This is a genomic window from Streptomyces nodosus, assembly GCF_008704995.1.
Taxonomy (GTDB): Bacteria; Actinomycetota; Actinomycetes; order Streptomycetales; family Streptomycetaceae; genus Streptomyces; species Streptomyces nodosus.
Window position 1 is genome coordinate 6,398,783 of record NZ_CP023747.1, and the last position, 21,832, is coordinate 6,420,614.

Genomic DNA, 21,832 nt, shown 5'->3' on the forward strand with positions numbered 1-21,832 from the left:
CCGGGGGCGCCTCCGGCACGGTGCCCCACCGCCGGTCAGCCGCCGGTTGCCGGCTGCGGGGCCTCCTGGCCGGTCGGCGCCTTCGCGGACCGGTCGTGGGTGATCCAGAGCCACCGCACATCGCGCCCGAACGACCAGACCAGGGACCCCAGCGCGAGCGCGATCAGGCCCACCGTCGCCCCGTGCGGCAGAAGACCGGAGGCGGCCACCAGCAGGGCGATGCCCTGGAAGGCCGCCACCGCCTTGCGTGCCGTGCTGGGCGGCAACTGGCCGTTCAGCCAGGGCAGCAGCCGGGCCGCCGCCACGAACACATAGCGCATCGTGCCGATCAGCAGCACCCAGGGGCCCAGCGACATCGACACATACACGCTCAGCACCAGGATCAGAAACGCGTCGACCTCCATGTCGAACCGGGCGCCGAGCGCGGTGGCCGTGCCCGTGCGCCGGGCCACCTTGCCGTCCACCCCGTCCAGGATCAGCGCCACCGCCGTCAGCCCCACGAACAAGGTCACCGGAGGCGCGCTCTCGAAGGAGTCCGCGACCAGCGCGGTGACGCCGCCCACCAGGATCGACCGGCCCAGCGTCACCCGGTTGGCCGGTCCGAAGGAGGGCAGCCGGGAGCGGAGCACGGCCCGGGTGAGGACGGCCCAGGTGCCCAGCGCGAACGCCAGCCCGGTCAGCCAGCCGGCCGTACCCATCCCGATCACCGCCCCCAGCAAGGCCAGCAGCAGCACCTGCACGCCCGCTCCCACGGTCGTCTCCTGCTGCAACAGCCGTACGTCATATGTGTGGTTCAGGGCCACCGCTCACCCTCCGGCCGAGTGACAGATTCGATCTTCGCCACGTACCTTGTGCGCGACTTCTCGTAGCTGCGTTACGTGATGAGACGCCGGATCGTTCAGGAGGACGCAGATGGACCTCACCGCCAGGGCCTTCTGGCTGCACTCGCCGGGGCACGGTGAGCTGCGCGATGTGGAGCTGCCGGAACCCGGCGACGGGGAGGTGCTGGTGCGGGCGCTGTACTCGGGTGTCAGCCGCGGCACCGAGACCCTGGTCTTCCGCGGTGGAGTGCCGGAGAGTCAGCATGCCGCCATGCGTGCCCCCTTCCAGGAGGGCGACTTCCCGGCACCGGTGAAATACGGCTATCTGAGTGTCGGGCAGGTGGAACACGGGCCCGCCGAACTGGCCGGGAAGACCGTCTTCTGCCTGTATCCGCACCAGAGCCGGTATGTCGTCCCCGCCTCGGCCGTCACCGTCGTGCCGGACTCCGTGCCCGCCGGGCGCGCCGTCCTCGCCGGCACCGTCGAGACCGCGGTCAACGCGCTGTGGGACGCCGGACCGCTCATCGGGGACCGGATCGCGGTGGTCGGCGGCGGGATGGTCGGAGGCTGTGTCGCCGCCCTCCTCGCCCGCCATCCCGGGGTGCGCGTCCAGCTCGTCGACGCCGACCCCGAGCGTGCCGGCACCGCCCGCGCGCTCGGCGTGGACTTCGCGCTGCCCGAGGACGCCCTCGGCGACTGCGACCTCGTCGTGCACGCCAGCGCCACCGAACAGGGCCTCGTACGGTCCCTGGAACTGCTCGCCCCGGAGGGCACCGTCGTCGAGCTCAGCTGGTACGGCGACCGGCGGGTCACCCTGCCGCTCGGCGAGGCCTTCCACTCGCGCCGTCTCACCCTGCGCGGCAGCCAGGTCGGCACCGTCTCGCCGCGCGCCCGCGCCGGACGCACCTACGCCGACCGCCTCGCCCTGGCCCTCGAACTGCTCGCCGAACCCGCGTTCGACGCACTGATCACGGGTGAGTCCCCCTTCGAGGACCTCCCCGAGGTGCTGCCCCGCCTCGCCGATGGTGAGCTGAAGGGGCTGTGCCATCGAGTCCTGTACGACGCCGGCTGAGCCCCGCCGCCCGAGCCGCCCGGAACCCGGGGAACCCCACGAGGAATTCCCCGGGTATCGAAACACGGAGAACGGGCAGCTGAACAACGCGCAAGGGCCGGCCGTACTAGACGGCGGGCCCCGGCAGGGGATCAGACGCACCGCACCTGGAGGGTCGTCCGTTGTTCAGCATCACCGTCCGCGATCACCTGATGATCGCCCACAGCTTCCGAGGCGAGGTCTTCGGGCCCGCGCAGCGCCTGCACGGGGCGACGTTCCTGGTGGACGCCACCTTCCGTCGCGCCGAGCTGGACGACGACAACATCGTCGTCGACATCGGGCTGGCGACGCAGGAGCTCGGCGCCGTGGTCGGCGGGCTCAACTACCGCAATCTCGACGACGAGCCGGACTTCGAGGGCACCAACACCTCGACGGAGTTCCTGGCCAAGGTGATCGCCGACCGGCTCGCCGAACGCATCCACCAGGGCGCGCTGGGCGAGAACGCGCGGGGCATCTCCGCCCTCGCCGTCACCCTGCACGAGTCGCACATCGCCTGGGCGAGTTATGAGCGTGCCCTGTGACCGACACGACCCTCGACCAGCCGCTCCCGGACACCGCGAGCCGGCCGGCCGGCCCCCTGACCGCCGACCGGCCGTCCCCCGGCCAGGTGTCCGCGCGGCACCGGGCCCCCGCCCCCGCCGACATCGTTCCCATGTCCCTGCGCACCGTGCACTTCGTCATGCCGGGCGGCGTCGACGACGCGACGGCCCCCAGCGGCGGCAACGCCTATGACCGCCGTATCTGTCTGGACCTGCCCGGCTTCGGCTGGCAGGTCCACCGCCACCTCGTCGCGGGATCCTGGCCCCGGCCGACGGCCCCCGAGCGCACCGAACTCGCCCGCACCCTGCGGGAACTGCCCGACGGCACGGTCGTGCTGCTGGACGGCCTGGTCGCCTGCGGCGTCCCCGAGATCGTCGTGCCGGAGGCCGAACGGCTCTGCCTGGCCGTCCTCGTGCATCTGCCGCTCGGCGACGAGACCGGCCTCGACCCGCGCGCCGCCGCCGAACTCGACGCCAAGGAGCGCGCCGTCCTCAGGGCGGTGTCCGCCGTCGTCGCCACCAGCGACTGGGCCGTGCGCCGGCTCGTCTCCCACCACGGTCTCGCCCCCGAACGGGTTCATGTCGCCGCGCCCGGTGCCGACATCGCGCCCCTCGCCCCCGGCACCGACGGGGTGTCTCGGCTGCTGTGCGTCGCCGCGGTCACCCCGCGCAAGGGACAGCACCGGCTGATCGAGGCCCTCGCCGGTGTCACCGATCTGCCGTGGACCTGCGTCTGCGTCGGCGGCCTCGGCCAGGACCCCGAGTACGTGGCCCGCCTGCGCGTCCTCATCGCCCGTCACGGCCTCGGCGACCGGCTGCAGCTGGCCGGACCCCGCTCCGGGGCCGAACTGGACGCCAGTTACGCCGCCGCCGACCTCATGGTCCTCACCTCGTACGCCGAGACCTACGGCATGGCCGTCACCGAAGCGCTCGCCCGGGGCATCCCGGTTCTCGCCACCGATGTCGGAGGACTCCCCGAGGCGGTCGGGCGCGCCCCCGACGGCGGGGTGCCCGGCATCCTGGTCCCGCCGGAGGACCCCGCCGCCCTCGCCGCGGAACTGCGCGGCTGGTTCGGCGAGGCCGACGTACGGCGCCGGCTCAAGGCCGCGGCGCGCGGCCGGCGCGCCGCGCTGGACGGCTGGGCCACCACCGCCCGCAGCCTCGCGGGCGTCCTGGGACGGCTGCGCCATGAGCCCCGGAGGGCCGCATGAACACCAGCACGACACCGACGAGCCCCGAGACCCCCGCGGGTGACCCGGGACCCGCGGTGCTCTCCGCGATCCCCGCCCCCGTCCCCGGTGAATCCGAGGTCCCGCGCTACGCCCCGCAGTGGCTCCGCCTGCGGGAGCCCGCCGACGCCGCGGCGCGCGCACACGATCTGCTGGACCCGCTGCGCGTCCGGCTCGCCAACCGGCCCGGGCGCGGCACCGGCCTGGTGGTGCACGACCTGGGCTGCGGCACCGGTTCGATGGGGCGGTGGCTCGCCCCGCTCCTGGACGGCGCCCAGCACTGGGTGCTGCACGACCGGGACCCGTATCTGCTCCATTTCGCCACGGCGGGGGCGCCCCGGGCGGCGGCCGACGGCAGCCCGGTGACCGTCACCACCCAGCGCGGCGACATCGGCCGGCTCACCCCCGACGCCCTGACCGGAGCCTCACTGGTGACCGCCTCCGCGCTCCTGGACGTCCTGACCACCGAGGAGATCGGCACCCTCGCCGCCGCCTGTGCGGGCGCCGGCTGCCCGGCCCTGCTGACGCTCACCGTGGCCGGCCGGGTGGAACTCACCCCCGCACACCCCATGGACGAGGAGATCCAGGAGGCGTTCAACGCGCACCAGTGCCGCGGCGAACTCCTCGGACCCGACGCGGTGGACACCGCCCGCGAGGCGTTCGGCCGGCTCGGCGCGACCGTACTGACCCAGCCGAGCGCCTGGGTCCTCGGCCCTGAGCAGGGGGAGCTGACCGAGGAATGGCTGCGCGGCTGGGTCGGCGCGGCCGTCGAACAGCGGCCGGGGCTCGCGGCCCGTGCGGATACGTATCTGCATGATCGTTTGGCCACCTGTGCGGCGGGCGAACTGCGCGTGGTGGTGCACCATGACGACCTCCTGGTCCTGCCCCGGCCGACGGGAGACAGCGGATGACCGCGCAGACCGTCGCCCGGGCGGAGACGGGGGAGGCGGCGCCCGGAACCGTGCCCGCCGGGGCCGCAGCCGCAGCCGTCCCGGCGGCCCCGGCCGACGCGGCGCCGTCCCCCCGCCGTTCCGTCCCGCGCGCCCTGCGCCGACATCTCGGCACCGTCGCCGGAGCCGTCATCCTCGGTGTGCTGCTGTGGCGGCTCGGCACCGGGGTGTTCCTCGACGGGCTGCGACGCATCGACGGCGCCGCCCTGCTCGCCGGGCTCGGGATCGGCGCCCTGACCACCGTGTTCAGCGCCTGGCGCTGGTGCCGGGTGGCCCGTGCGCTGGCCATCAGGCTGCCGTTCGGTCCCGCCGTCGCCGACTACTACCGGGCGCTGTTCCTCAATGCGGCGCTTCCCGGCGGGGTGCTCGGCGACGTCCACCGCGCGGTACGCCACGGGCAGAGCGCCGGTGACCTCGGCCGGGGGGTCCGTGCCGTGGTACTGGAACGGACCGCGGGGCAACTGGCCCTGGTGGCCGTCGGGGTGCCCGTCCTGCTGATCATGCCCTCGCCGGTGCTGGGCCAGGCTCGTCAGCTCTCCGGACCGCTCGCGCTCGTGGCGGTCGGTGCCCTGGCCCTGGTGGTGGCGGTGCGGGCGGTCCGGGGCTCCCGCCCGCCGCGCCGGCGCCGGGAGCCGGGCGCCGTGCTCGCCGAGGTGCGAACCGCCCTGCTGTCCCGCGGCAGCTGGCCTGTCGTGCTGGTCTCGTCCCTGGTGGTGCTCGCCGGGCATCTGCTGATGTTCCTGGTGGCCGCCCGGGTCGCCGGATCGCACGCCTCCCCGGTCACCCTGCTGCCGCTGGCGCTGCTCGCCCTGATCGCCATGGGGATCCCGCTGAACATCGGCGGCTGGGGCCCCCGGGAGGGCGTCACCGCCTGGGCCTTCGGCGTGGCCGGCCTCGGCACGGACACCGGGCTCACCGTCGCGGTGGTGTACGGCGTCCTCAGCCTTGTCGCGAGTCTGCCCGGCATCCTCGTCCTGCTCGCCCGGTGGTCCGGGAGGGCCCGGGGCGGGGGCACGGAGCGCATCCCCCACACGCCCCGTGCCCCCACCCGGGGCTCCGTCCCGGTACGCCGGGTGACCTCACCGACGCCCCGTCAGAGGGACCTCGCCCCTTCGCCTTCGGACCCCGGGGCGTCGCCCTGGGGCTTGTCCGAGGCGACCAGGGAGAAATACGCCTCGAAGGAGTCGGTGAGCGCGGCGAGCAGCCGTCGTCCCTTCTCCTCGGTGGCGAGCGAGGGACGCCCGATGACACCGGACTCGGTATAGGCCGACATCCCGAGGGTGAGCAGATGCCTGCGGTCGTCGGCGAGGAAATCCATGGTCTCGTGACCGGGCCTGACGGATTCGGGATGGCAGTGCAGAAGAATGGAGGTCTCGATTTCCCCGGCATGCATGTCACTGAGCAGCGAGGTGCGTACTCCGGCTCGCTCCCGGGCCGTTTCCCAGTCCTCCGCGGCCGGGAAAAGCGCCATACGCACACCGTTTCCGGCGGATTCCTGGACGACATTGCCGAGGACGTAATTCCCGCCGTGACCGTTCACCACCACCAGCGCCTCGACACCCGAGCGGGCCAACGAGGCGGCGATGTCCCGTATCACCGCATGCAGGGTGACCGCGGAGATGCTCACGGTCCCCGGCCAGGCCGCGTGCTCGTGCGAACAGGAGATCGTCACCGGAGGAAGGAGATGCACCGGATAAGCCGCCGCGATCTCGCGGGCGATCGCGCAGGCGATCAGGGTGTCGGTCGCCAACGGCAGGTAGGGGCCGTGCTGTTCGTAGCTGCCCACGGGCAGGACGGCGACCTGACGATACGGACCGGTCGCCCGCTCGCTCACATCCCGCGAGGTGTCCGACGGCAGCACACCGGCGGTGGCCGCGGGCGACGGCCCCGAGGCGACCGTGTCACCCGCCGACGGCGTCCCCGCACCATCCGAACTTCCCGAACCGCTCATTTTCCCACGGCCTTTCGTCTCGTACCGCCTGCGCTCACCAGATAGGAACAGATCATGACAGACAATGAAGGCGTACTCGGCGGGACTGCTCCTCTCTCGGGAGTTCCCAGAGGAGTACAGGAACCGCGCCATGGAGTCACCCGGGTGGTGAACGCCCCGCTGCCCACCACTTATGGTGATTTCCAGGCCGTCGGCTACCTCGACCATGCCCGCGGCGACGAACAAGTCGCCCTGGTCCACGGCGACATCGAGGAACGGGGGATGCTCGTCCGGCTCCATTCCGAGTGCCTGACCGGAGACGCCTTCGGTTCCACGCACTGCGAGTGCGGACCCCAACTCTCCACCGCGCTGCGGGAGATCGCCGCCGAGGGACGCGGCGTCCTGATCTATCTGCGCGGGCATGAGGGCCGTGGCATCGGTCTGCTCGCCAAGCTGCGCGCGATGAAGCTCCAGGCGGAGGGCCTGGACACGGTCGAGGCCAACCTCGCCCTGGGCCTGCCGGTGGACGCGCGTGACTACCGGGTCGCCGCGGAGATCCTGCACGATCTCGGCGTACGGTCGGTGCGCCTGCTCTCCAACAACCCGCGCAAACGGGAGGCGTTGGTGCGGCACGGCATCACGGTCGACGAGCAGGTGTCGCTGCTGATCCCGCCGGGCGAGAACAACCTCACCTATCTGCGGACCAAGCGGGAACGGCTCGACCACCATCTGCCGCATCTGGACGCGGTGGTCCACTCCTCGTGAGCCCGGTGCGGTGACCGGGTTCATCGGGCGCGATCCCGGTGAGCGCGGCGGGGTGCGTGGCGGCCGGAGGCGGTAACGTCCGGCCGCCGCCCCCGCACCTGACACCCGGCCCGGCAGGGGCCGGGCTCACACCCCGGCCGGCGCGGTGGAACCCACCAGGGCCTGGTGCACCAACTGCTTCAGCTCCGGGTAGACCGTGTGCGCGCCCCTGGGCTTGAGCTGGGTCAGGAACTGGACCGTCAGATCGTGGTAAGGGTCCACCCAGAACGTGGTGGTGGCCACACCGCTCCAGCCGAACGTCCCCAGGACCGAGGGCGAGCGGGTGAGCGTGGGCTCCGTGACGACGGAGACCCCCAGGCCGAAGCCGAGCCCCGCCTTGCCGGGCTCGCGATGGACCGGGGCGCCGCAGGAGCGCATGTCGGCGCCGCCCGGCAACTGGTTCGAGGTCATCGCGGCGACCGTGTCGGCACTCAGCAGCCGGGTGCCGTCCAGTTCACCGCGGCGGCGGAGGAACTCCATGAAGCGGTGGTAGTCGTACGCCGAGGCCACCATGCCGCCGCTGCCGGACAGCAACCGGGGCCGACCGCGCAGGGGCAGCCCCGCGACCGGCACGATGCCGCCCTGCTCCGACTCTCCGTACAGCTCCGCGAGCCGGGGTGCCTGGGCCTCGGTGAGACACAGACCGGCGTCCGTCATCCCGAGCGGGGCGAAGACGCGTTCGGCGAGGAAGTCGTCCAGGTTTTGGCCCGAGGCCACCTCGATGAGCCGGCCCAGCACATTGGTCGCCACCGAGTAGTTCCAGCGGGCGCCCGGTTCGTGCTGGAGGGGCAGCCGCGCATACACCTCACAGGTCTGGGCCAGGGTCGTACCGGGCACCACGGACGACTCGATGCCCGCCTCCCGGTAGAGCGCGTCGACCGGGTGGGCGTGGTAGAAGTCGAAGGTCAGTCCCGCCGTGTGGGTGAGCAGATGCCGCACCGTGATCGGCCGCTCGGCGGGGCGGGTACGGAGGTCCCGGCCGGAGCCGTCGACATACACCCGGGGTTCGGCGAACGCGGGCAGGAACTCGGCCACCGGCGTGTCAAGACCGAAGCGCCCTTCCTCCATCAGGATCAGCGCGGCGACCGAGGTGACCGGCTTGGTCATGGAGTACATCCGCCACAGGGTGTCGGTCTCGACCGGAAGCCGTTCCCGGACGTCACGGTGTCCATGGACGGTGAGATGGGCCGTCCGGCCGTGCCGGGAGACGGCCACCAGGAAGCCGGGCAGCCGGCCCTCGTCGACCTGGCGGGCGAAGTGACGGTCGAGGCGTGCCAGCGCGTCGGCGTCGAGACCGACCTCGCCCGGCTCCACCTCTTGCCGCAGGTGTCCCATCGTTCTCCTCCCACCTCTCCCGGTGCCCTCACCGGGCGCGCGGGTTCAACCTTTCATGATCGGCCACGGAAGCGGGAGCGTCCGTTCCGCGCCGGGCGCTCCGGTCCTCCGGCCGGCCGGGCAGCCGCAGGGCGAGCGGCACACCGAGCAGACACACACCGGCGAGCACCGTGAAGGTGGGCCCGGAAGCCACATCCGTCCAGGTCATCAGCGCCCCGGCGGCAGCCACGCCCACCGTGGGCCCGATGTTCAGCGCCGTCTGCTGCAGCCCGCCCGCCACTCCGGCCGATGCCATGGACACCCCTCGGACGACGACGGCGGTCGCGGTCACCATCACCGTGCCGAAACCGGCGCCCAGCAGCAGGAATCCCATTCCCGCCCAGACCGGGGACGACTCCTGTTCGAGCCGGGACAACACCAGGATGCCCAGCGCGAGCAGCACGGTGGCCGTCACGGCCGTGCGGCGCGGACCGTGGCGGCGCATCAGAACGGCCGCCGCGGGCGCCGCCGGCACCATCGCCAGGGGCCCCGGCAGGGCGCGGAGCGCGGTCCGGAGCGGGTCGAGCCCCAGCACGTCCTGAAGGACATAGCTGCCCACGAACAGCGCGCCCAGCATCGCCGCCGACGCCGCCACCAGCAGTCCGAGCGCGGCACCGACGGCCGAGCGGCCGAGCACCTCCGCGGGAACCAACGGACCGTCGGCGCGGCGTTCATGACGGACCAACAGGCAGCCGGCCGCCGCCGCCCCGAGCAGCGCCGACGCCGATACGGCCGTACGGCCGGAGTCCACGGCGGCGGTGAGCGCGTACACCAGACACACCAGGGTCGCCGCGAGCAGAGCGGCGCCCGGGAGATCCAGCGGCGGGCGGACGGCCCGCCGGGGCTCCGGGCCGCCCGAGAGGGCCGCCAGCAGGCCCATCACCAGCGCCGGAGCGACATTGAGGAAGAAGACGGCCCGCCAGCCGAACGGGGTGACCAGCGCCCCGCCCACCAGCGGGCCTGCCGCGGCCGCCACCCCGATGGCGCCGGTGCGCAACGCGATCGGCATGCCCAGCCGCTCCGGGGGATAGGCGGCGCGCAGCATGCCGAGCGTCGCCGGTTGCAGCAGGGCGCCGAAGACGCCCTGGATCACGCGCAGTCCGATCACCCAGCCGATGCCGGGCGCCAACCCCAGGCCGGCCGAGGCCGCGCCGAAACCCAGCATGCCCAGGGCGAACATCCGATGATGGCCATAGAGGTCGCCGAGCCGGCCCGCGAAGACCAACAGGCCCGCCACCGCGATGAGATAGCCGGTGCTCGTCCACTGCACCTGGGTCAGTGAGGCGCCCAGATCCCGTCGCAGGGTGGGTTGCGCGACGGTGAGCACCGTGCCGTCCAGGGCGACGATCACCGCGCCGACCACACTGCAGGCGAGCGTCACCCCGCGATGCCGGGTCACCGCTTCTCCGTCCCGAGGTGCGCGTCCAGGGCGGCATCCAGGAGGGGCGCGAAGTCCTCCGCACCCGTGGCGAGTTGGAGACTGCCCCAGCTCCACAGCTGGGCGAGGCCGTGCAGGTTCGCCAGCAGGGAGGCCGCGACCAGCCGCGCGTCGGCGTCCGGCCTGGCCCGGCCGACCAGCCCCGCCAGCAGCGAGAACAGCGGCAGGCTGGTCTCGCGCAGCCCCAGGTGGCCGCTCGCCAGCAGATCATGACGGAACATCAGCTCATGCATGCCCCGATGGGCGAACGCGAAGTCCAGATAGGCGCGACCCAGCGCCGCGAGCTGGTCCCGGGGGTGTGCCGAACCGTCGCCGACCGCCTCGGCCGCCCGCGCCGAGAGATCCTCGAAGCCGCGGCGCGCGATGGCCGACAGCAGCTCCAGATGGGTGGGGAAGTAGCGGCGGGGCGCCCCGTGCGAGACCCCGGCCCGCCGGGCGATCTCCCGCAGGGTGAGCGCCGGTACGCCCTCGGTGGCCACCAGGTCGACACCGACATCGACCAACCGTGCGCGCAGGCCCATCGCTGTCTCTGTCTCCCTCTCCGTTTCCGCATCAGTCATAGACACTGTCTACCAGCCCAGGTAGACAGTGTCTACTCGGGAATGCGTGACCCCGTCGCGTGAGTTGACCCGGATATGACCGAGGACGCCACGCAGAACGCACTGCTCGCACTGCTCCTGGAGGGCCACGGCGGGGTGCTGGTCACCCTCAAACGCGACGGCCGGCCCCAGCTGTCGAACGTCAGCCACGCCTATGACCCCGACCAGCGGATCATCCGGGTCTCGATCACGGACGACCGCGCCAAGACCCGCAATCTGCGCCGGGACCCGCGGGCCTCCTACCATGTGACCAGCGCCGACCGATGGGCCTATACGGTCGCGGAGGGCACGGCCGACCTCTCGCCCGTCGCGCAGGACCCCTACGACGACACGGTCGAGGAACTCGTCCGCCTCTACCGCGACGTTCTCGGCGAGCACCCCGACTGGGACGAGTACCGCGCGGCGATGGTCCGCGACCGGCGCCTGGTGCTGCGCCTGCGGGTGGAGCGGGCGTACGGCATTCCCCGGGCCGTCTAGTAGGGCTTGGTCAGCTTCACTCGTGAGTGGCGTGTCCGGTGGCGTCGGGGTGTCGTTGTGGGGGTGTGACACCTGGGGAGATGACCGAGGTCCGGGAGGACCTGGAGGCGTTCACGGCGGAGTTGTTCGACGGGTTCTTCCGCGCGGACCAGCGGCGCTGGGGGCAGGCGTATGTACGAGGGCTGCTGCTGGACGGGCGGCGCAAGTCGGTGGAACCGATGGCTGCCCGTCTCGGCGAGGACGGCAACCGCCAGGCGCTGCGCACTTCATCACCTCCAGTCCGTGGAATGCGGCCCATGTGCGGGCCCGGCTGGCCTGGAGGATGTATGAAGCGATCGGTCCGGAGGCACTGATCGTCGACGACACCGGCTTCCTCAAGGACGGTAACGCCTCTGCATGCGTATCCCGGCAGTACACCGGCACCGCGGGCAAGGTCACCAACTGCCAGGTAGGCGTGTCGCTGCACCTGGCCAACGACCGTGCCTCGGCCGCGATCGACTGGCGGCTGTTCCTGCCCGCTTCCTGGGATCCCGCCTCGCCGGAGACGGATGCGGCCAAGGTCGCCCGCCGTCAGCGTTGCGGCGTCCCCGCCGACGCCGGCCATGTGGAGAAGTGGCAGTTGGCCCTGGACATGATCGACGAGGCCCGCAGTTGGGGCGTGGACGTTCCGCTGGTCGTCGCGGACGCCGGATACGGCGACGCCACCGCCTTCCGCCTGGCCCTGGAAGAACGGAAACTGGCTTACGCCGTCGGCGTCTCCTCCCGGCTCACTGCTCACCCTGAACATGCGCAGCCGGTTACCCCGCCTTATCAGGGCATTGGCCGACCGCCGGTGGCGACGTATCCGGACAAGCCGATGACGGTGAAGGAACTGGTCATCGAGGCCGGCCGGCAGGCGGCCCGGCCGGTGTCCTGGCGCGAGGGTTCCCGGCCGGGAAAGGGGCGCAGTGGCTTCAAACGCATGTACTCGCGCTTCGTCGTCCTGCGCATCCGGCCCGCCGGACGCGAGATCCGCCAGGCCACCAAGGGCGCGGGGCTGCCCGAGCGATGGCTGCTGGCCGAATGGCCCGCCACCGAGCCGGAACCGGTGCAGTTCTGGCTGTCCAGTCTGCCCTCCGGCATGCCCCTGGCCTCGCTGGTCCGACTGGCCAAGCTCCGCTGGCGCATCGAGCACGACTACCGCGAGATGAAACAAGCCCTCGGACTGGCCCATTTCGAAGGCCGCACCTGGAACGGCTGGCACCACCACGTCACCCTCGTCTCGGCTGCCCACGCCTTCTGCACCCTGCAACGGCTGGCACACGACCCAAAAGACGCGGCGCAGGACTGAGCCTTTACCAAGTAGTCCGCGAGATGCAGACACTCCTCGCCCTCTGGATCGGCACCTGCCCCACCTGTCACCGCGACATACCCACCCCGATACCAACCTGACCAAGCCCTACTAGTGCTGTGACCGGAAAGGTTCACCGGCTCGCGACGCCCGGCACGCTCCCCCACGCTCGGCTGCGCTCGCGCGGGAGGTGCCCCCACCGCCGCGTTGTCGCACCACCCGAGTACATCCAGTACGCGGGTAATGCTCCGCCTTGCGATGCACCGCACCGGACGCCGCGAGCTTTCCGGCAAACCTTCCCGGTCACAGCACTAGGCTGCGGCGCGCAAGTCCCGGCCCCGGGCGCCCCGGGAGCTAACCCCTGACGCCGTCGGCGGTGCGGGACTCGATCGCGCGCAGGACGGCGACCATGTCCTCGTCGCCGTACCCCAGCGTCACGGTCTCCTCGAAGAGGGCGTGGCAGACGTCGAGGAGCGGGGAGGCGATCCCCGTCTTACGGGCGGCCTCGGCGATCAGCCGGTTGTTCTTGAGCACGTCCTGGGCCGCCGCCTGCACCTCGAAGTCACGGGCGTGCAGCTTGGGCGCCTTCATCCGGGAGACTCCGCTGGCCATCGGCCCCGCGTCCAGGACGTCCAGGAAGAGGCGCCGGTCGAGACCGTGCTGTTCGGCGAAGTGGTATGCCTCCGAGAGCCCGGTGACCAGGGTGATCAGAAACAGATTGACCGAGAGCTTCATCAGCAGGGCGTTCGGCGCGGGGCCGCACAGAAACGTCTCGCGGCACAAGGGGGCGAGCAGCGGCCGTACGAGGTCCACCGCCGTGTCGTCCCCGGCGAGCATCGCCACCAGCTGCCCGTTCTCGGCCGGGACCCGGGAGCCGGACACTGGTGCCTCGACATACCGTCCGCCCGCCGCCCGGACCTCGGCCGCCAGGCCGCGTGAGTGGTCGGGGGAGGTCGTCCCCATGTGCACGAGCACGCGTCCCGCGACCCGGGCCGTGAATGCGGGCGTCGCGCGCCCCAAGACGGAATCCGTCGCCACGTCGTCCGCCAGCATCAGGATCACCACGTCCGCCCGTGCGAACACCTCCGCCGGATCCGCCGCCACCTCGGCACCGGCCGAGCGCAGCGGCGCGGTGCGGGCCGCCGTGCGGTTCCAGACCACCAGAGGAGTGCCGGCGCGGGCCAGTCGCAGTGCCATGGGCTGCCCCATGACGCCGAGACCGATGAAGCCGACCTTCATGAGGAACCGCCTTCCTGGTCGGGCCACCCTCGGCCGAGGGGGCATTTATGACAGTGGTCATAATCCGCTGACAGGGGCATGGTAGCGGGCGTTATGACGCCGGTCATAGGGTGGCGAGCGGGGTGACGGCGAGTCGGGAGGTCGGTGATGGCGATGTCCGAGCGGGGACCACGTGAGCGGATGGTCTTCAGCGCGGCCCAGTTGATCCGGCGTGACGGCGTCACCGCGACCGGCATGCGGGAGGTCGCCGCACACGCGGGAGCCCCGCGCGGCTCCCTCCAGCACTACTTCCCCGGCGGCAAGGAACAGCTCGTCAACGAGGCGGTGGACTGGGCGGGCCGGTATGCGTCCCGGCGTGTCGCCCGTTTCCTCGCGGGGATGGACGAGCCGACGCCGGGCGGGCTGCTCGCCGCGATGGTGCGCCAGTGGACGGACGAGTACGAGTTGGCGGGGTTCGCCGGGGGCTGCCCGGTGGCCGCGGCGACCGTGGACTGCGTGGAGTCCACCGACTCCACCCGCACGGCCGCGGCGGCGGCCTTCGCACGCTGGACCCACCCGGTGACCGAGGCGCTGACCGACATGGGTATCCCGGCGGCCCGCGCGGAACCGCTGGCGACGCTGATGATCAGCGCACTGGAGGGCGCACTACTGATCGCTCGCGCCGAACGCGATGTACGCGCCCTGACGGCCGTGGCGACAGAACTCGGCCCCCTGCTGGACGCGAACGTCGACCAGAGGCCGTAACCGCGTCGGGCGTGCACTGCGGCGGCAAGCCGCACGTGAGGCTCATGAGATGAGCCCAAGGTGCCGTCTTTGACGGCCGGGCGGATCAGGGTCCGAGCGCATCCGTGAGGTGATCGTCCAGATGGGCCACCCAGTCCTCGCGCCTCCACGGCCGCAGCTCCCGCCGGGCCTGCCGCAGGCGGAGCGCCGGCACCCGGCCACCCGTGCTGGACGCGGCGGCCACGCAGTCGTGCAGGAGCTCCGCTGCGGCCTGTGGTTCCCCGAGCCGGATCCGGGCGAGCGCCTGGTCCGTGGTGATGATCGCGCGCTGAACCCGCTCCCGCGGCGTGGTGAGCGCAGCAGCCGACCGAGCGAAGCGGTCGTGCGCGGCCCTCGGGTCGCCGACGTACAGCTCACACACGCCTTCGAAACCACGCAGGTGGCTGGGGGAGAATGACATGGGCGCGGGATCGTCTGTGTGGTCGGAGTCCATGTCGTACCAGGCGAGCCCGAGCGCGGTCTGCGCCTGCCGGTCGTGGCCACAGCGCGCGGCCAACTCGGCCTGAAGCGCGTGCGCGCGGGCCCGCACCAGTACGCTCTCGCCGGTTTGCGCGGTCCGCACCGCCTGATCGACGAGACGCCGCGCGCCGTCCAGACCCTCGGTCGAGTACAGGGTGACGAGAGCATGGCTCAGCTGAACGCTGGCCTGCCGCCACGGCCTCAGCGTCGCGGCCTCCCGAGTGGCCTCGGCGTGCAGCGCGCGGGAGGCGGCGTCGTCACGTGTCTCAAAGGCGAGGCGCCCGGCAAGTGCCATCCCGGCAACCGCGATGTTCCGTAACCGCGCAGCAAGGGACGGTGGGACGGCCCCGCCCAGCAGTTGCCGGGCGGCCTCGACCGCGGGCGCCAGGAGAAGTTGGAGGCGCACCAGCGGCAGCGAGCCGATCTCTGCGTTGACGTCGGCGACGACGGAGGCGAGGCCGGTCGCGGTCTGGTCATCGGCCTGGGACGGGTCTGCGAGCGCGGCGGCGAGGCTTGCGTGGATACCAGGACTGAGGAGGGCGAGCACGCCACTGCCCGCGTCGGTGGTGGCGCGTAGGACCGTGGTCCGTAAGCCAGCGGTGCGGTGTTCGCTTTCGCCGAGGAGACCGAGTGCCTGGAGGTACTCGGCGAAGTCGGACCCTGCCCCGAGCGCGAGATCGCCGGCAGGGGTGCGGGCGTACATGTGGGCGAGGAGGAGCTGATAGCGCTCGTCAGGCATCGTCGGCTTTGCAGCCTCCGAACGGGCGACGGACCGCTGGATGCTGGCGACAGCGGGCAGGGAGGGCTGGTGCAGGGACTGTGTGATGCCGGTGAGGGCGCGGGCGAGGCCGGCGAGGGACAGACCACGCCGCTTGCGTAGCCTTTTGAGCGCGGCCGCTCCCGTGGCCCTGTCGTCCATGCCTCCCATGGTGCAGCAGCCGATGGTCAGATGGGGACGACAACATGAGGTTTGCCCTGTTCCAGGGTGTACTCGAGGGTCTGCCAGGTCCCGGAGCGAAGTCGACCGTGGCAGGGGAAGCCGATGGTCATGCTGGTGTGGTCGACCATCCAGCGGTTCCGGGCATGGTAGGAGGCTGCATTCAACTCGGGTGCTTTCAGTTCGACGATCTCGGTGATGCGGTCGCGGGCGCGGGTGATCGCCTGCCGGGCCTCGGCGGGCTGCTGATCCACAGTCCCCGGAGCGACGATGGTGAGGCCGGAGTTGGTGTTGTCTGCGAGCCACAGCAGGCTGAGGCTGTCGATGCCTTTGGCGCCGCCGATGTAGAAGTGGGCAGAGGGCGCGAAGGGGCTGAGGAAGCGCGTGAAGAGGTCGGCATATTCGGTCAGGGGCCTGTGCTCGGTGCTGCGGGTTCCGGTGATGGTCACTCGATAAATCAAGATCATCTCCCGGTGTCATAGGTTGTCATATCCCCAGTCGGGAGCCGGGTTGAGATGGTCGACCCGTGGACATCGACAACCTGAGAGAACTGGGCGCCCGACTCGAGGCGCATGGCCTTGTGGTGGACATCTGCAATACCGATTTACGACTGCACGTCTCAAACCCTCTCAACAGTCGCCTCTCGGAGGAAAACACCGTTACGGAGGGGAGCTTCGTCACCTCATTCGACTACAGGATCGGCGAGCGTGGACGTGAACAGGAATGCGCGGAGCGTATCGCGTGCATCCTCGCGGTTGGCGCCACGCCCCTACCGGAGGCTTCGGCATGACCGAAAGTGCGGCGCACGCAGGTGTGGCCACTGTCGCCGCAGGCAGATCTCTTGATCTTCTGCCGCTCCCCGACCTCGACGCAGGGCTCCTGACGGCGGAACAGGTCCGTGGTGGCTCCTGTGTGTGGTGCGGCACCCGTCTCACCGGGGAGACCGCGATCGACTTCGGCGCGCGATCCGGGACCCTTGTCGGGGTCGTTGCCCCCTGGTACCCCCGCGGCTGTCGGCCGTGTGTGCGCAAGGCCGCCGTCACCGCCCACAACGAACACCCGAGCACGTGCGAGCAGTGCGTAGACGACCCCACCCTCTGCGACACCCGCAGGGCCCTGCGCCGTCTCGCGCTGGAGGTTCGCCGGTGAAGCTCTGCGGCGGCGCGCGGATGGCCCCCTGTGACGAGTGCAGGACGCACGACCCCCAGTCTGCTTTCGCCGGGGCCACGGTCTTCCGTTGTCGCCGCGCGAATCGCGGAGCCACTGTAGGCCTCCGGTTAGCGATATCTATGCTGAATTCAGGTACGAAGGGGTGTTATGAGTGCGACTGACTTTCCCGCCCGTGGCCTGCGCATCGGTACGCGCAACTCGCCGCTGGCTCTCGCCCAGGTCGACCAGGTGTCGGGCCTGCTGCGCAAGATCGAGCCTGCCCTGGACATCGAGGTCGTGCCGGTCACCACCGAGGCGGACAAGTGGCAGGGCGACTTGGCTCAACTGGGCGGGAAGGGCCTGTTCGTCCGCGAAATCGACCAGATGTTGCAGCGCGGGCAGGTGGACATGGCTGTCCACTGCATCAAGGACGTGCCGGGCGACGTTCCCATGCCACGAGGCCTGATCTTCGCCGCGTATCTGCCTCGCGACGACGTGCGCGACGTGCTCCTCGTTCCTGAAGGTTCCGACATGCGGACACTGGCCGACCTGCCGCCCGGAGCTTCCGTGGCCACCTCGGCCGTGCGACGTAAGGCTCAGATCAACCGCGTTCGCCCCGACCTCAATGTCGTGCGCGTCCGTGGTCTGGTGGGCTCGCGTATCGACAAACTCGACGGGCTCAGGCCCATGGATCACAAGCTCGACGCCATGGTCCTCGCGCATGCCGGACTCGAACGCCTCGACCTCATGCACCGGGCGCGACAGGTGTTCGAGGTTGGTGAGATGCTGCCAGCCGTCGGCGCGGGCGCCCTTGGCCTCGAATGCCGCAAGGACGACGACGCCGTCGCCTATCTCCTCCAGCAGCTCAATCACGAACGCACCATGGTGGAGGTCACGGCCGAACGGGTACTGCTGCACGGCCTACGGGGGCACTGCAACAGCCCCATCGCGGGGCACTGCGTCACGGAGCCCGATGGGCAGCTCAGCCTGCGTGGGATGGTCTTCTCCCGTGACGGATCCAAGTTCGTTCACGCCCATTCCTGGGGCGAGTCCATGAACGATCCCGTCGTACTCGGCTCACGCGTCTGCGCCGAACTGTTGCGGCAGGGCGCCCGCGACATCATCGAGGGCATCCCACACTGATCCGTGCGCGTCATCGGCCGGCCCCGATCGTCAGCACCTCCCTTGTGGCGGTGGGAGGGATCTTTCCGGGCGCAGCGTGTGGGAATCCCGGAGGTTGCGGGGGAGCAGGGTCCGCGGCGCCGGCACGGCGACCATGCCGGGGGGCATCCCCGCGGGTGCGGGGAGCAGCTGACCTTGTACTGCCAGGTCTGCGCCTGGGCGGGACCATCCCCGCGCCCGCGGGGATGGCCCGGCAATGCTGGATGTCGGCCGTTTGTGCCCTGAGGGCTTCTCGACTTCGTGGGTGGGCCTCCGGTCGGTGGGGTCCGCGGTTGGCGGCCCGAAGTGGGCGCCCCGTCAGCGGGGGCTCACGCGGATCCGAGGGTGCGGTAGACGTCGAGGGTCGTGGTGGCGATGCGTTCCCAGGAGCGGTCGCGGACGACGGTGGCGTGGGCGGCGGTGCCCCAGGCCTGGCGTTTCTTCGGGGTGGAGAGGAGCATGTCGAGGGCGTCGGTCCAGGCCGGGGTGGAGTTCGGTGGGAGTAGAAGGCCGTTGACTCCTGGGTCGACCAGTTCCGTCATCGCCGGGAGGTCGCTCGCCAGGAGAGGGAGACCGCTCGCCATCGCCTCGACCGCGGCGAGCGGGGGCGCCGCCGGGTGTGGATGTTCCTCGATGCGTGGCACGGCGAAAACGTCCAGTACGGCGTGGTGGGCCCGGAGCCGGTCGCGGGGCACCCGGCCGGTGAACACCACCGCCCCCGTCAGCCCCAGTCGTGCGGCCAGTGTTTCGAGCGCGGGGCGCTCGGGTCCCTCGCCCATCAGCAGCAGCCGTACCGGAACTCCCCGGCGCCGTAGTTCGGCCGCGGCCTCCAGTAGGGTGCCGATTCCCTCGGGGCGGGTGAGGTCTCCTGCCGTGCCGACGACGTGCTCCCCGGGCTCGATGCCGAGGTCGGCGCGCAGGGCGGTGCTGTCGGGGAGGGGGTCGAGGAAGGCCGGATCGACTGCTTCCGGTGCGATGTGTACCCGCTCCTCGGGCACCCCGCGCGAGAGGATCTCCGTCTTCATCGCCCGACTCGCCGTCAGCACCGCGTCGGCCTCGCGCAGGCAGTGGGTCTCCCACTCGCTGATTGCGGGATAGTTGTGGTTCCCTCGGGAGCGCCTGGGCTCCCGGGCTGGTCGGCCTTCCTGCCCGATGCCGCGGCCTTCCCGCCCGAGCCGGCGGACCTCGTGGACCACGGGGAGCCCATAGGTCTCGCGCAGCGCCAGCGCCACCAGGCCGTCGCCCACATCGCCGCCGACATGCAGCGCGGAGGGGCGCAGCCGTTCGACGAGGTGTGCGGTCAGCTCTGCCTGGCGGCTCAGTGCCGCCGTGGGATCGTAGGGGAGCCAGCGTGGCAGCAGTCGGTGCTGGGGTACTCCGTCCAGCAGATGCAGTGGCCGGGCATCGAACACCCCGTGGTCCAGGGGGAATCCGATTCTCGTCACCACATGCGGGTCGAGCCCGGCGGCGGACTGGGCCCGGGCGAGCGCCTGGGTGCGCGCGGTGGCGTTCGTGTGCCGTTCCGGCAGCCCCTCGGGGACCAGGTGCAGCACCCTCCCGGGAACGGGCAGGATCCTTCGCCCCGGTGGAGCCGGTACCGGTCCGGTGGGACGGGGCGACGCGTCCGGGCGGCGTTTCGCCGGCGGCAGCGGGTGCCGGTCACGGGCCGGCAGCAGACGCCCGGCGAACAGCGCCGCGCGCGCCGGATCGTGGCGCAGCTCGGCCCAGGTGACCGAGACGGCCAGGGTGAGGGCTCGCAGGGTGCGACGGGACATGCCGTCAGGCTAGGGCGCGCGGACGGCGGACAGCAGACCCGGGGGTCCCGCCACCCGGATGGCGGGGCGCGGGGCGTCCGGCATGCCCGGGACGAGCGACGGGTGCGCGCCGTACGAGCCCCGGCTCGCGACGACCACGGCCCGGGCCACCACAGCCCGGGCCACCGGGGCCGCGCCCTCGTCTCACCGAGGGCGCCGACGCGCTGTGGCCCGGGCGGTGGGGATCAGAGGTCGAACTCGTGCGGCGGCAGGTCCAGCGCGAAGCACGCCTCCCGGACGACCGCCCGCTCGTCCTTGTCGAAGTCGCCGTCGGCGCCGCCGATGACGATGCCGATCTGGATCACGGCACGTGCCTCGGCGGGCTTCTTCTTGGCCTTGCCGATCTCCTGCAACACGCTGACCTTGCCGAAGTCGAAGTCGTTCGTCAGCTTGTCGAGGTTGTCCTCGAAGCGGCGGCGCAGATCGTCGGCCGGGAAGTTCTGCAGCACCTCGTTGCCGGCGATGAGCTGGGCCACACGCCGGCGCTCGGACGGGTCCACCGTGCCGTCGGCGGCGGCCACCAGGGCGCACATCGCCATGCTCGCGTCGCGGAAGGCCCCGCTCTTCAGATCGTTCTTCTTCGCCACGAGCTGGGTCTGCATCGTCGAGGCGGATTCCTTGATGCGGTCCCACAGGGCCATGCGTACTCCCGATGTCATCGAGCCCCGGCCCGCCGTCAGGGGCGGGCCGGGACCTCTTCTGTCTCTACAGCAACGTAGAAAGAACTGTCCGGGAGCCGTATAAGTTCCGGTCGCGTTCCAACCCGCCGTCAGGGGCCGGTCCTTGACCGCTCGGCTACTTGTTTGACTCGACGGCGTGGCCGCCGAACTGGTTGCGCAGTGCCGCGATCAGTTTCATCTGCGGGGAGTCGTCCTGCCGGGAGGCGAACCGGGCGAACAGCGCGGCGGTGATCGCGGGCAGCGGCACGGCGTTGTCGATGGCGGCCTCGACGGTCCAGCGGCCCTCGCCGGAGTCCTCGGCGTAGCCGCGCAGCTTGCCGAGGTGCTGATCCTCGTCCAGGGCGTCGACCGCGAGGTCCAGCAGCCAGGAGCGGATCACCGTGCCCTGCTGCCAGGAGCGGAAGATCTCCCGGACGTTCTCCACGGAGTCGACCTTCTCCAGCAGCTCCCAGCCCTCGGCGTAGGCCTGCATCATGGCGTACTCGATGCCGTTGTGGACCATCTTGGCGAAGTGGCCCGCGCCGACCTTGCCCGCATGGACATAGCCGTAGGGGCCGTCCGGCTTGAGCGCCTCGAAGATCGGCCCCAGCCGGTCCACATGCTCCTTGTCGCCGCCGACCATCAGGGCATAGCCGTTCTCGAGCCCCCACACCCCGCCGGAGACGCCCGCGTCGACGAAGCCGATGCCCTTGGCCGCGAGCTGCTCGGCGTGCTTCTCGTCGTCGGTCCAGCGGGAGTTGCCGCCGTCGACCACGGTGTCCCCGGGGGAGAGCAGGCCGGCGAGTTCGTCGACGGTGGACTGGGTGGCGGCGCCGGCCGGGACCATCACCCAGACCACGCGCGGGGCGTCGAGCCTCTCGGCCAGTTCGCTCAGGCTGCCGACGTCGGAGAGCTCGGGGTTGCGGTCGTAGCCCACGACGGTGTGGCCCGCGCGGCGGATGCGCTCGCGCATATTGCCGCCCATCTTGCCGAGACCGATCAGTCCGATCTGCATATCAGTTCACTTCT

21 protein-coding genes and 2 pseudogenes are annotated in these 21,832 nt (G+C 71.4%); 11 read left to right on the plus strand and 12 right to left on the minus strand.

Annotated elements, in window-relative coordinates; genetic code table 11:
- Window positions 1–35: 35 nt before the first annotated feature.
- Window positions 36–803: a CDP-alcohol phosphatidyltransferase family protein gene (locus CP978_RS28480; protein ID WP_150478327.1), complete on the minus strand. Its 768-nt coding sequence runs from the start codon at window positions 801–803 to the stop codon at window positions 36–38.
- 109 nt (window positions 804–912) lie between these two features.
- Here CP978_RS28480 and CP978_RS28485 point away from each other — a divergent pair, with 109 nt between their 5' ends.
- The 5 genes and pseudogenes from CP978_RS28485 to CP978_RS35850 all read left to right on the plus strand — a co-directional run.
- Window positions 913–1,893 carry a zinc-binding dehydrogenase gene (locus CP978_RS28485; RefSeq protein ID WP_043445460.1) on the plus strand — a complete coding sequence of 327 codons (981 nt, stop codon included), beginning with the start codon at window positions 913–915 and terminating at the stop codon, window positions 1,891–1,893.
- Window positions 1,894–2,054: 161 nt separating this feature from the next.
- Window positions 2,055–2,453, plus strand: coding sequence for a 6-pyruvoyl trahydropterin synthase family protein (locus tag CP978_RS28490; RefSeq protein WP_043445464.1), 399 nt, complete (start codon window positions 2,055–2,057; stop codon window positions 2,451–2,453).
- Between the two features lie 131 nt (window positions 2,454–2,584).
- Window positions 2,585–3,682, plus strand: coding sequence for a glycosyltransferase family 4 protein (locus tag CP978_RS28495; protein WP_079162568.1), 1,098 nt, complete (start codon window positions 2,585–2,587; stop codon window positions 3,680–3,682).
- Entirely contained in the window at window positions 3,679–4,611 is a 933-nt protein-coding gene (locus CP978_RS28500) for a trans-aconitate methyltransferase (RefSeq protein ID WP_043445469.1), read from the plus strand. The genes CP978_RS28495 and CP978_RS28500 overlap by 4 nt, the downstream gene beginning before the upstream one ends.
- Window positions 4,608–5,552, plus strand: a pseudogene (locus CP978_RS35850) (lysylphosphatidylglycerol synthase transmembrane domain-containing protein); the annotation flags it as partial. The gene CP978_RS28500 and the pseudogene CP978_RS35850, both read left to right, overlap by 4 nt.
- Window positions 5,553–5,743: 191 nt before the next feature.
- Here the strand turns inward: CP978_RS35850 and CP978_RS28510 are convergent.
- On the minus strand, window positions 5,744–6,601 hold the full coding sequence (locus tag CP978_RS28510; protein WP_079162351.1) for a creatininase family protein: 858 nt from the start codon (window positions 6,599–6,601) through the stop codon (window positions 5,744–5,746).
- Window positions 6,602–6,655: 54 nt separating this feature from the next.
- Here CP978_RS28510 and ribA point away from each other — a divergent pair, with 54 nt between their 5' ends.
- Complete coding sequence (ribA, locus tag CP978_RS28515; protein WP_043445475.1) at window positions 6,656–7,345, plus strand: GTP cyclohydrolase II; 690 nt, start codon at window positions 6,656–6,658, stop codon at window positions 7,343–7,345.
- A 126-nt stretch (window positions 7,346–7,471) separates the two neighbouring features.
- On the opposite strand, the gene CP978_RS28520 is transcribed toward ribA, so the two are convergent.
- From CP978_RS28520 to CP978_RS28530, 3 genes are read right to left on the minus strand one after another with little or no spacing between them, the layout of a single operon-like run.
- Window positions 7,472–8,719, minus strand: coding sequence for a serine hydrolase domain-containing protein (locus CP978_RS28520; RefSeq protein WP_043445476.1), 1,248 nt, complete (start codon window positions 8,717–8,719; stop codon window positions 7,472–7,474).
- Window positions 8,720–8,747: 28 nt separating this feature from the next.
- Complete coding sequence (locus CP978_RS28525; protein ID WP_150478328.1) at window positions 8,748–10,157, minus strand: MFS transporter; 1,410 nt, start codon at window positions 10,155–10,157, stop codon at window positions 8,748–8,750.
- The gene (locus CP978_RS28530; protein ID WP_043445479.1) at window positions 10,154–10,756 is read right to left on the minus strand and encodes a TetR/AcrR family transcriptional regulator; all 603 of its coding nucleotides are present in this window, start codon (window positions 10,754–10,756) and stop codon (window positions 10,154–10,156) included. Before CP978_RS28530 ends, CP978_RS28525 begins: the two co-directional genes overlap by 4 nt.
- A 75-nt stretch (window positions 10,757–10,831) precedes the next feature.
- Between CP978_RS28530 and CP978_RS28535 the strand changes: the two genes are divergently transcribed.
- Both CP978_RS28535 and CP978_RS28540 read left to right on the plus strand, forming a co-directional pair.
- Window positions 10,832–11,272 (plus strand): PPOX class F420-dependent oxidoreductase, encoded by a 441-nt coding sequence (locus CP978_RS28535; protein ID WP_043445482.1) that lies wholly within the window; start codon window positions 10,832–10,834, stop codon window positions 11,270–11,272.
- An 80-nt stretch (window positions 11,273–11,352) separates the two neighbouring features.
- Window positions 11,353–12,602 (plus strand): annotated as a pseudogene (locus tag CP978_RS28540) (IS701 family transposase).
- 354 nt (window positions 12,603–12,956) lie between these two features.
- Here CP978_RS28540 and CP978_RS28545 read toward each other — a convergent pair.
- A complete protein-coding gene (locus CP978_RS28545; protein WP_043445485.1) occupies window positions 12,957–13,841 on the minus strand; it encodes an NAD(P)-dependent oxidoreductase in 885 nt (294 codons plus the stop codon).
- Window positions 13,842–13,988: 147 nt separating this feature from the next.
- Between CP978_RS28545 and CP978_RS28550 the strand changes: the two genes are divergently transcribed.
- Window positions 13,989–14,585 (plus strand): TetR/AcrR family transcriptional regulator, encoded by a 597-nt coding sequence (locus CP978_RS28550; protein ID WP_043445488.1) that lies wholly within the window; start codon window positions 13,989–13,991, stop codon window positions 14,583–14,585.
- 85 nt (window positions 14,586–14,670) lie between these two features.
- Here CP978_RS28550 and CP978_RS28555 read toward each other — a convergent pair whose 3' ends face one another.
- Both CP978_RS28555 and CP978_RS28560 read right to left on the minus strand, forming a co-directional pair.
- Window positions 14,671–16,002 carry an NsdA family TPR-like regulatory protein gene (locus tag CP978_RS28555; protein ID WP_174498691.1) on the minus strand — a complete coding sequence of 444 codons (1,332 nt, stop codon included), beginning with the start codon at window positions 16,000–16,002 and terminating at the stop codon, window positions 14,671–14,673.
- Between the two features lie 26 nt (window positions 16,003–16,028).
- Window positions 16,029–16,469, minus strand: a complete 441-nt coding sequence (locus tag CP978_RS28560; RefSeq protein WP_227745492.1) for a DNA-processing protein DprA — start codon at window positions 16,467–16,469, stop codon at window positions 16,029–16,031.
- A gap of 77 nt (window positions 16,470–16,546) precedes the next feature.
- Here CP978_RS28560 and CP978_RS28565 point away from each other — a divergent pair, with 77 nt between their 5' ends.
- A complete protein-coding gene (locus CP978_RS28565) occupies window positions 16,547–16,810 on the plus strand; it encodes a hypothetical protein (protein WP_144401502.1) in 264 nt (87 codons plus the stop codon).
- Between the two features lie 527 nt (window positions 16,811–17,337).
- Complete coding sequence (gene hemC, locus CP978_RS28575) at window positions 17,338–18,312, plus strand: hydroxymethylbilane synthase (protein ID WP_043445498.1); 975 nt, start codon at window positions 17,338–17,340, stop codon at window positions 18,310–18,312.
- Window positions 18,313–18,659: 347 nt separating this feature from the next.
- Here the strand turns inward: hemC and CP978_RS28580 are convergent, their stop codons facing one another.
- The 4 genes from CP978_RS28580 to gnd form a co-directional block, all read right to left on the minus strand.
- The gene (locus CP978_RS28580; protein ID WP_052454342.1) at window positions 18,660–20,105 is read right to left on the minus strand and encodes a glycosyltransferase family 4 protein; all 1,446 of its coding nucleotides are present in this window, start codon (window positions 20,103–20,105) and stop codon (window positions 18,660–18,662) included.
- A gap of 9 nt (window positions 20,106–20,114) precedes the next feature.
- Window positions 20,115–20,270 carry a hypothetical protein gene (locus CP978_RS35040; protein WP_158508360.1) on the minus strand — a complete coding sequence of 52 codons (156 nt, stop codon included), beginning with the start codon at window positions 20,268–20,270 and terminating at the stop codon, window positions 20,115–20,117.
- 59 nt (window positions 20,271–20,329) lie between these two features.
- Window positions 20,330–20,785, minus strand: coding sequence for a tellurite resistance TerB family protein (locus CP978_RS28585; protein ID WP_043445501.1), 456 nt, complete (start codon window positions 20,783–20,785; stop codon window positions 20,330–20,332).
- 154 nt (window positions 20,786–20,939) lie between these two features.
- Complete coding sequence (gene gnd / locus CP978_RS28590) at window positions 20,940–21,818, minus strand: phosphogluconate dehydrogenase (NAD(+)-dependent, decarboxylating) (RefSeq protein ID WP_043445503.1); 879 nt, start codon at window positions 21,816–21,818, stop codon at window positions 20,940–20,942.
- Window positions 21,819–21,832: the final 14 nt, after the last annotated feature.

What these genes read in the sequence shown, in the direction of transcription:
- CP978_RS28580 (WP_052454342.1), bottom strand. Translation starts at nt 20,105, where the DNA reads ATGTCCCGTCGCACCCTGCGAGCCCTCACCCTGGCCGTCTCGGTCACC.
- CP978_RS28500 (WP_043445469.1), top strand. Translation starts at nt 3,679, where the DNA reads ATGAACACCAGCACGACACCGACGAGCCCCGAGACCCCCGCGGGTGAC.
- CP978_RS28545 (WP_043445485.1), bottom strand. Translation starts at nt 13,841, where the DNA reads ATGAAGGTCGGCTTCATCGGTCTCGGCGTCATGGGGCAGCCCATGGCA.
- CP978_RS28495 (WP_079162568.1), top strand. Translation starts at nt 2,585, where the DNA reads ATGTCCCTGCGCACCGTGCACTTCGTCATGCCGGGCGGCGTCGACGAC.
- CP978_RS28510 (WP_079162351.1), bottom strand. Translation starts at nt 6,601, where the DNA reads ATGAGCGGTTCGGGAAGTTCGGATGGTGCGGGGACGCCGTCGGCGGGT.
- CP978_RS28535 (WP_043445482.1), top strand. Translation starts at nt 10,832, where the DNA reads ATGACCGAGGACGCCACGCAGAACGCACTGCTCGCACTGCTCCTGGAG.
- gnd (WP_043445503.1), bottom strand. Translation starts at nt 21,818, where the DNA reads ATGCAGATCGGACTGATCGGTCTCGGCAAGATGGGCGGCAATATGCGC.
- CP978_RS28485 (WP_043445460.1), top strand. Translation starts at nt 913, where the DNA reads ATGGACCTCACCGCCAGGGCCTTCTGGCTGCACTCGCCGGGGCACGGT.
- CP978_RS28555 (WP_174498691.1), bottom strand. Translation starts at nt 16,002, where the DNA reads ATGGACGACAGGGCCACGGGAGCGGCCGCGCTCAAAAGGCTACGCAAG.
- hemC (WP_043445498.1), top strand. Translation starts at nt 17,338, where the DNA reads ATGAGTGCGACTGACTTTCCCGCCCGTGGCCTGCGCATCGGTACGCGC.
- CP978_RS28585 (WP_043445501.1), bottom strand. Translation starts at nt 20,785, where the DNA reads ATGGCCCTGTGGGACCGCATCAAGGAATCCGCCTCGACGATGCAGACC.
- CP978_RS28550 (WP_043445488.1), top strand. Translation starts at nt 13,989, where the DNA reads ATGGCGATGTCCGAGCGGGGACCACGTGAGCGGATGGTCTTCAGCGCG.
- CP978_RS28530 (WP_043445479.1), bottom strand. Translation starts at nt 10,756, where the DNA reads ATGACTGATGCGGAAACGGAGAGGGAGACAGAGACAGCGATGGGCCTG.
- ribA (WP_043445475.1), top strand. Translation starts at nt 6,656, where the DNA reads ATGACAGACAATGAAGGCGTACTCGGCGGGACTGCTCCTCTCTCGGGA.
- CP978_RS28520 (WP_043445476.1), bottom strand. Translation starts at nt 8,719, where the DNA reads ATGGGACACCTGCGGCAAGAGGTGGAGCCGGGCGAGGTCGGTCTCGAC.